7 protein-coding genes and 1 other annotated feature are annotated in these 6975 nt (G+C 60.8%); of the genes, 3 read left to right on the plus strand and 4 right to left on the minus strand.

Annotated features, from left to right (window positions below):
• Nucleotides 1–38: 38 nt before the first annotated feature.
• Nucleotides 39–1118, plus strand: a complete 1080-nt coding sequence (locus tag Q0K23_RS07140) for a hypothetical protein (RefSeq protein ID WP_294519848.1) — start codon at nucleotides 39–41, stop codon at nucleotides 1116–1118.
• 69 nt (nucleotides 1119–1187) lie between these two features.
• On the plus strand, nucleotides 1188–1688 hold the full coding sequence (locus tag Q0K23_RS07145) for a hypothetical protein (protein ID WP_294519851.1): 501 nt from the start codon (nucleotides 1188–1190) through the stop codon (nucleotides 1686–1688).
• Nucleotides 1689–1739: 51 nt separating this feature from the next.
• Here the strand turns inward: Q0K23_RS07145 and cysK are convergent, their stop codons facing one another.
• The 4 genes from cysK to Q0K23_RS07165 form a co-directional block, all read right to left on the minus strand.
• Entirely contained in the window at nucleotides 1740–2675 is a 936-nt protein-coding gene (gene cysK, locus Q0K23_RS07150) for a cysteine synthase A (RefSeq protein ID WP_294519854.1), read from the minus strand.
• Between the two features lie 112 nt (nucleotides 2676–2787).
• Nucleotides 2788–3678, minus strand: a complete 891-nt coding sequence (locus Q0K23_RS07155) for a MetQ/NlpA family ABC transporter substrate-binding protein (RefSeq protein ID WP_294519858.1) — start codon at nucleotides 3676–3678, stop codon at nucleotides 2788–2790.
• 130 nt (nucleotides 3679–3808) lie between these two features.
• Nucleotides 3809–4061 (minus strand) — a binding site (T-box leader).
• A 220-nt stretch (nucleotides 4062–4281) separates the two neighbouring features.
• Complete coding sequence (locus tag Q0K23_RS07160; RefSeq protein WP_294519863.1) at nucleotides 4282–5013, minus strand: methionine ABC transporter permease; 732 nt, start codon at nucleotides 5011–5013, stop codon at nucleotides 4282–4284.
• Entirely contained in the window at nucleotides 5006–6010 is a 1005-nt protein-coding gene (locus Q0K23_RS07165) for a methionine ABC transporter ATP-binding protein (protein WP_294519866.1), read from the minus strand. Before Q0K23_RS07165 ends, Q0K23_RS07160 begins: the two co-directional genes overlap by 8 nt.
• A gap of 444 nt (nucleotides 6011–6454) precedes the next feature.
• Between Q0K23_RS07165 and Q0K23_RS07170 the strand changes: the two genes are divergently transcribed.
• Nucleotides 6455–6975: ribonucleotide reductase N-terminal alpha domain-containing protein (locus Q0K23_RS07170; RefSeq protein ID WP_294519869.1), on the plus strand; the 521-nt coding region annotated here is incomplete at its 3' end.

The raw sequence follows: 6975 nt of genomic DNA on the forward strand, positions 1-6975 counted from the left end.
AGAAGGAATCATCTGGTCTATTGCAAAGGAGATGCCTTATGTACAAAAAATTTGTTTCATTATCTCTTGTTTTTGCAATGCTTGTTTCTATTCTCGCAATTCCTGCGTCAGCTGCCGGCAGCAGCCCCGACGCTTCCGAGCCGACGGACGAGGAAATCTTTCAGGAGCTGCTGGAGCAGCTGCCCAGAGATGAGGCCGGGCTTGTCGAGATGGGACTGATTACGCCGGAAGAATGCGTCAGCAGCCGTCCGATGCCCGCGTCTTTGGCGGCCACAAGTTACGGCCCCTATACCTCGCTCAATATGCCTTCTATCGCAGCAAAAATTATGATAACGTCCCTGTCTGAGCGGGGCCGGCCCCCTGTCACAAACTATAAAAATAAAACGTGTTATCAGTTTGTATCGGATGAGGGCACCGTATACGTCACAACGGATGTATTTGATCAGGCGAGCGCACAAGGGCAGTACCCCAGCAACAATACTATTTCAGAGGATGTCACAGAGTATCTGAATAACGGCATTACTAAAGGGTATTATTCCTGCAAGTTCCATATCTATTCCGCGGACGGCATCCAGTATGTGGATATGACGCTTTATCGTGTGGATACGGGAATGCATGGGTCGAGTGAACTTTTTCACGGCGTTGAAATCCAGGATTCCGTCATCACATACAGTGATTTTGCTGTAATTCATCCCGATAGTGTTGGAGCCCTGTTCATTTCAAAGCCGGATCTTAAACTTCAAATGGTAAACGCCGGCAGTGCCAAAGCTTACTTTACCTCATTTTATGTGAAGGGGAAAGGTACGGGCAGCTCTGTCGATGTGAGCAAGCTGCTCTCCGTGGGTTATCTGGTACAGCAGATTGCCTCCTCGGTTTCCCCCCTGACCATTGCGACAGCCTACTCTCTCCTGCAAACAGCGCTTACATTGACACCCAGCAGCAATGGTTTTTTGACGAACACGCTTCCTTTGAGCAGTCCCGGAGAGAGTATCTATGTTTACAGCTGTGCGCTTCAGTCCACCTACAACCTTGCAAAGGTGGGGGATTATTTCCAGATGTGTGTCGGCGTTGCCAACATCAACAGCGGGTGTGAATATGCAGTCACCGTGTCCATATAACGCCGGTCCGTTCCGCTCGGTGCGGCCGGCGGAAGAGAAGTACGGCTGCCCGGAGAGGGGGAGACCGCAATGAAGCGGATACGCGCCGGGGCGCTATCGCTCCTTCAAAAGCTGCGGGCCATTCCGGCGGAGCGCAGGAAGCTCTTTCTCCTCCTGCTCTTCCCCGTCCTTGTGTTTACCGTTGTAACCGCCACCGACGCATACCGCGCCTGGAAGCGCGCTGGGGGTGATCTCCCTCTGAACTGTACCTTTGACTGGGAACGCAATGTCCTGACCATTTACGCCCAGCACGGAACCAGAATTGACCACTACGACCGCTTCGCTCAGCCTTATCCGCCCCTCACGTCCATTTCGGATCGAGAGCCTACGGGGGAATCCGATCCGCAGTCGTTTTCCTTCCAGCTCTTTGAGGGGGAGGACCCGGAATGCCTGAACGTCTTTTACTACCTGAAGGGGGAGGACTCCATAACAAGTTGTGAATTCTATATTATTCACGAAGAGGTAGGGCTGCGCGTCACAATGTATCGGCCTGGCGGAATAGCAAAGGTACATGAATGGTCTTTTATATGATGCAAACAGCCATGGCGGCCCGCCGGAAATCCGGCGGACCGCCATGGCTGTTTATTCGCTCTTCTGGAACAGGCCGGTGGACAGGTAGCGCTCGCCGGTGTCGGGGAGCACCACCACGATGTTCCTGCCCTGATAGGCCACCTCTTTGGCCAGGGAGGCGGCGGCGGACAGGGCCGCGCCGGAGGAGATGCCCACCAGCAGCCCCTCGGTCTGAGCCAGAGCCCGGCTGGCGGCAAAGGCGTCGTCACCGGGGACGGGGATGACCCGGTCCACCACAGAGCGGTCCAGCACGGCGGGCACAAAGCCCGCGCCGATGCCCTGGATCTTGTGGGGCCCGGCCTGGCCGCCGGAGAGCACCGGGGACTCGGCGGGCTCCACGGCGACGACCTCAATGGCGGGGTTCTGCTCCTTCAGGTAGCGGCCCGCGCCGGTGACGGTGCCGCCGGAGCCCACGCCCGCCACCAGCACGTCCACCTTACCGTCGGTGTCCCGCCAGATCTCAGGGCCAGTGGTCTCGTAGTGGGCCTTGGCGTTGGCCGGGTTGTCGAATTGGCCGGGCATCCAGGCGGAGGGCAGGGTGCGCAGCAGCTCCTCCGCCCTGGCGATGGCGCCCTTCATGCCCTGAGCGCCGGGGGTCAGCTCCAGCCTGGCCCCCAGAGCGGAGAGCAGGTTCCGCCGCTCCAGGCTCATGGTCTCGGGCATGGTGAGGATGACCTGATAGCCCTTGATGGCGGCGATATAGCTCAGGCCCACGCCGGTGTTGCCGCTGGTGGGCTCTACGATGACGGTGCCCGGCTTGAGCAGGCCCTTGGCCTCCGCGTCCTCGATCATGTACTTGGCGGCCCGGTCCTTGGCGGAGGAAAGAGGGTTGAAGCACTCCAGCTTGGCCAGCAGAGCGGCGGGCAGGTGGTTGGCGGATTCGTACCGCTCCAGACGGAGCAGGGGGGTGTTGCCGATGAGGTCAATGAGGGAGTGTGCGATCTTCATTTTATTTCCTCCTTATTCAGTATGAATACTATGAAATTAATTTGAGAAAATGTCCCGGCCCTGCCGGGACATTTTCCAACATTTTAGCAGAGGGACAGCCGGTTGTCAACCATTAGAACATGGGCACCACGGCGCCGGGCCAGGTCTCCTCCATGAAGGCCTTGACCTCGTCGGACTGGAGGGCGGCCACCAGAGCCTGGATGGCGGGGTCGTTCTCCCGGCCCTCCTTGACGGCCAGCACGTTCACATAGGCCTGGGCGGCCTCGCCGTCGGTGGACTCGACAGCCAGGGCGTCGGCGGCGTTCAGACCGGCCTGAAGGGCGTAGTTGCCGTTGATGACGGCCAGGTCCAGGCTGTCCAGGGAGCGGGGCAGCTGGGCGGCCTCCAGCTCCTCGATCTGCAGGTTCTTGGGGTTCTCAGCGATGTCCAGCTTGGTGGCGGTCAGGCCTACGCCCTCCTTCAGGGTGATGAGGCCCTCCTGCTGGAGCAGGAGCAGGGCGCGGCCCTCGTTGGTGGGGTCGTTGGGCACGCCCACCTTGGCGCCGTCGGGCAGGTCGTCCAGGGAGGCGGTGGTGCCGGCGTAGATGCCGAAGGGCTCATAGTGGATCTCAGCGGCGCTCACCAGGTGGGTGCCGTTCTCCTCGTTGAAGTTGTTCAGGTAGGTGATGTGCTGGAAGTAGTTGGCGTCCACCTCGCCCTCCTCGGTGGCCAGGTTGGGCTGGATGTAGTCGGTGAACTCCTTGATCTCCAGGGTGATGCCCTGCTGGGCCAGGACCTCCTTGGCTACCTTCAGGATCTCGGCGTGGGGCGTGGGGGAGGCGGCCACGGTGATGGTGGTGCCCTCGGCGGGGGTGGACGCAGAGGGCTGGGCGGACTCGGAGGACTGAGCGGGGGCGGAGGACTGGGGGGTGCCGGTGTCGCCGCCGGTGGGGGCGCTGGAGCAGCCGGCCAGCAGGCCCAGAGCCAGAGCGCCGGTGAGGAGCAGAGAGGTGAGCTTCTTCATGATGTATTTCTCCTTTTCTGTTGGATTGATTAGGGTTATGTAAACTGTCCCGGGGTACCGCCGGAGCAGCCGACATCGATTTCAGGCTGTTTTTGGCATTTTGGGCAACAAAAAACGCCCTTGATGCATCATCAAGGACGAGAGCCTTTGGCTTCGTGGTACCACCTTGCTTCACCCGCTCCTCACGGATGCGGGCCTTATGAAGTACGGGAGAAACTCCGATACTCCTGCGCTGTCACGGGCGCTCCCGTCGCAGCCTAATGCAGATACACTCGGTGCGCGGCTCCGAGACCATGTTCGGCCAGGCCTTCCGTACCCGTTTCCACCAATCCGGGCTCTCTGTGACGTATCTCCCAGCTTACTCTCCTCTTCCTTGCCTTTGGGTAAGCCTGTTCAGTTGTCTTGGAACTTGGGATTAGTGTATACCGCTCCGGCGGGAAAGTCAATTGTGTATTCTGCACAAAAGGACGGTGAAAAAGTTTTGGCAAGCCGGAGGAAGGGGAGAAAAAACGGGGATTCAAGCGGAAAATGTCCAGACTTTGTGAAAAACAAAACAAGGCAGGCCGCCCCATGGGGGCGGCCTGCCGGAGGGCGCAAGATGGATTACTTGCGCTTGGACTTTTTTCTGCGGCGGGTGTGGGTGAGCCGCTTGTCGCTGCGCACCGCCAGCCAGGTGCCCAGGGACTGGAAGATCTGCACCAGGATGACGATGAAGATGACCGCGATAAGCATGACGGCGTAGTTATACTTGTTGTAGCCGTAGTTGATGGCGATCTTGCCCAGGCCGCCGCCGCCGATGGCGCCTGCCATGGCGCCGTAGCTGAGGATGGTGATAAAGGCGGTGGTGGCGCCAGCGATGAGAGAGGGCTTGCTCTCGGGCAGGATGACCTTCCAGATGATCTGGAAAGGGGAGCAGCCCATGGACTGGGCGGCCTCAATGACGCCCTTGTCCACCTCCCGCAGGGAGGTCTCCACCAGCCGGGCCACAAAGGGCGCTGCGGCGATGATGAGGGGCGGGATGGAGGCCAGGGTGCCGATGCGGGTGCCCAGCAGCACCTTGCTCAGGGGGAGCACCATGAGCATCAGGATGAGGAAGGGCACGGAGCGGAGGATATTGATGACAAAATTGAGGGCGCTCATCACCGGGGCGGGCAGGGGGCGGACGCCGTCCTTCTCGCCCACCACCAGCAGCACGCCCAGCACCAGGCCCAGGACGCAGGCCAAGAAGGTGGCGATGACGGTGGAGTACAGAGTCTCCCAGGTGCCCGCCCGGAACTCCTCCCACAGGGCAGGATTGGAGAAAGCGTCGGTCAGATCCGCAAGAAACTTATCCATGGTAGTCCTGCACCTCCTCTACGGTGACATCACGCTGACTCTTCAGATAGTTCATGGCCTTGGCGGCCTCGGTGCTGTCCTGGGGCAGGCCCAGCAGCATGGAGCCGAAGGCCTTGCCGTCGATGTTCCGGGTGTCGGCGCCCAGGATGTTCACCTTCACGCCGCAGTCGATGGCCAGGGAGGCGATCAGGGGCTCGTAGGAGGAGCCGCCGTTGAACACCACCCGCACCACCTTGGCCACGGGGAACTGGTCCAGGGCCACCCCGTCGGGGAACACCAGCCGCCGGCCGGCCTCGCTCTTGGGGTTGGAGAAGACCTCCTCCACCGTGCCGGTCTCCATCACATGGCCGTGCTCCAGCACCGCCACATGGGAGCAGATCTCCTCCACCACCGCCATCTCGTGGGTGATGACGATGACCGTGATGCCCAGCCGCCTGTTGATGTCCTGAATGAGCCGCAGGATGGAGCGGGTGGTGGTGGGGTCCAGGGCGGAGGTGGCCTCGTCGCACAGGAGCATTTTGGGGTTGCTGGCCAGGGCCCGGGCGATGGCGATGCGCTGCTTCTGGCCGCCGGAGAGCTGGGCGGGGTAGGAGTCGGCCTTGTCGGGCAGGCCCACGGTCTCCAGCAGCTCCCTGGCCTTGAGCCGGGCCTTGGCCTTGGGCACGCCCGCAATCTCCATGGGGAAGCAGATGTTGTCCAGACAGGTGCGCTGCATGAGCAGGTTGAACTGCTGGAAGATCATGCTGATGGAGCGCCGCTTTTCCCGCAGCGCCTTGGGGGAGAGGGCGGTCATGTCCTCCCCGTCAATGATCACATGGCCGGAGGTGGGCCGCTCCAGCAGGTTGATGCAGCGCACCAGCGTGGATTTGCCCGCGCCGCTCATGCCCACAATGCCGAATATATCCCCGTCCCGAATGGTCAGGTTCACGTCCTCCAGAGCGGTGAACGTGCCGTCCGGCGTGGGGAAGGTCTTTTGCAGATGCTGAATCTCGATCATGGTGAAGTCTCCTTCCGCTTGTATGATGGGAGCCGTCGCTCCGGTGGGAGGCCCTTCACATTCGCTCCCCGGAGGGAAAACGGCCTGAGCACCCCAGAAAAAGCATGACTGTATCCCTCCTGTGAAGACGGATTTTGCCCATCTGTTGAAAAAAGGGGGCAATGGGTATCCTAAATTGTATGACAGGGAGGCAATGCTGTCAAGGCGAAATTCCCGCGCCCTTCCGGACAGTTGGCTGTCAATCGCTTTTTTTCCACAAGAATGAGGGCCAAAATTCTACGCGGAATGGGAAGAACAACATGTTGACAGAAGCCGTCATCATGATACAATATATTGCGTGACCGATCCGACCCGCCTCACTGTGAGAGCGGGTCTTGCTTTGGCCGGAAACAGGGGCCCACGCCCCGGCGGCCTATAAACCTACCGGAAGAAAGGAAGAACGACATGGCGATTTCCGAGAACGCAAGAGCCGTGCTGGAGAAGCGATATCTGATCCGCGACGAGAAGGGGGAGCCCACCGAGACGGTGGAGGAGCTGTTCCACCGGGTGGCCAACGCCATCGCGGCGGCGGACGCATCCTTTGACCCCAAGGCCGACGTGGCCGCCACCGCCCGGTGCTTCTACGACATGATGACCGGGCTGGATTTCCTGCCCAACTCCCCCACCCTGATGAACGCCGGCCGCCCTCTGGGCCAGCTGTCCGCCTGCTTTGTCCTCCCCGTGGGGGACTCCATGGAGGAGATCTTTGACGCCATCAAGAACGCCGCCCTCATCCACAAGTCCGGCGGCGGCACCGGCTTCTCCTTCTCCCGGCTGCGTCCCCGTGGCTCCACCGTCAACTCCACCGGCGGCGTGGCCAGCGGTCCCATCTCCTTCATGAAGGTGTTCAACGCCGCCACCGAGGCGGTGAAGCAGGGCGGCACCCGCCGGGGCGCCAACATGGGCATCCTCCGGGTGGACCACCC

It is taken from the genome of uncultured Pseudoflavonifractor sp. (genome assembly GCF_944387275.1).
In the GTDB taxonomy this organism is placed as follows: domain Bacteria; phylum Bacillota; class Clostridia; order Oscillospirales; family Oscillospiraceae; genus Pseudoflavonifractor; species Pseudoflavonifractor intestinihominis.

Bases quoted from the DNA above. Each gene is read 5' to 3' on its own strand.
- cysK (WP_294519854.1), bottom strand. From the start codon at position 2,675: ATGAAGATCGCACACTCCCTCATTGACCTCATCGGCAACACCCCCCTG.
- Q0K23_RS07155 (WP_294519858.1), bottom strand. From the start codon at position 3,678: ATGAAGAAGCTCACCTCTCTGCTCCTCACCGGCGCTCTGGCTCTGGGC.
- Q0K23_RS07140 (WP_294519848.1), top strand. From the start codon at position 39: ATGTACAAAAAATTTGTTTCATTATCTCTTGTTTTTGCAATGCTTGTT.
- Q0K23_RS07160 (WP_294519863.1), bottom strand. From the start codon at position 5,013: ATGGATAAGTTTCTTGCGGATCTGACCGACGCTTTCTCCAATCCTGCC.
- Q0K23_RS07165 (WP_294519866.1), bottom strand. From the start codon at position 6,010: ATGATCGAGATTCAGCATCTGCAAAAGACCTTCCCCACGCCGGACGGC.
- Q0K23_RS07145 (WP_294519851.1), top strand. From the start codon at position 1,188: ATGAAGCGGATACGCGCCGGGGCGCTATCGCTCCTTCAAAAGCTGCGG.